This window comes from Candidatus Kosakonia sp. 282A-S69, assembly GCF_029433855.1.
In the GTDB taxonomy this organism is placed as follows: domain Bacteria; phylum Pseudomonadota; class Gammaproteobacteria; order Enterobacterales; family Enterobacteriaceae; genus Kosakonia; species Kosakonia cowanii_A.
In genome coordinates, this window is record NZ_JAROAU010000005.1 from 210,780 (window position 1) to 211,011 (window position 232).

A 232-nucleotide genomic window follows, 5' to 3' on the forward strand; every position below is an offset into this window, starting at 1 on the left:
CAGGGAAATGTCGTCCATCTTTTTGAGAGGGATTGCTCCGTTCAAAGACGCCATCAAAAAGTCATTGAAGTGGCGCCGAGTGTCTCGCTGTCACCTGAATTAAGGGACCAAATTTGTGAGGCGGCAGTTGCGCTTGCCAAAAATGTAAACTATATAAATGCGGGGACGGTCGAATTCCTTGTTGCAAACAACGAGTTCTACTTTATTGAAGTAAACCCTCGCGTACAAGTTG

Annotated in this window: 1 protein-coding gene; it reads left to right on the top strand. The window is 45.7% G+C overall.

The annotated features are described in order from the left end of the window. Nucleotides 1–232: ATP-binding protein (locus PU683_RS21995; protein ID WP_463322656.1), on the top strand; the 232-nt coding region annotated here is incomplete at both ends.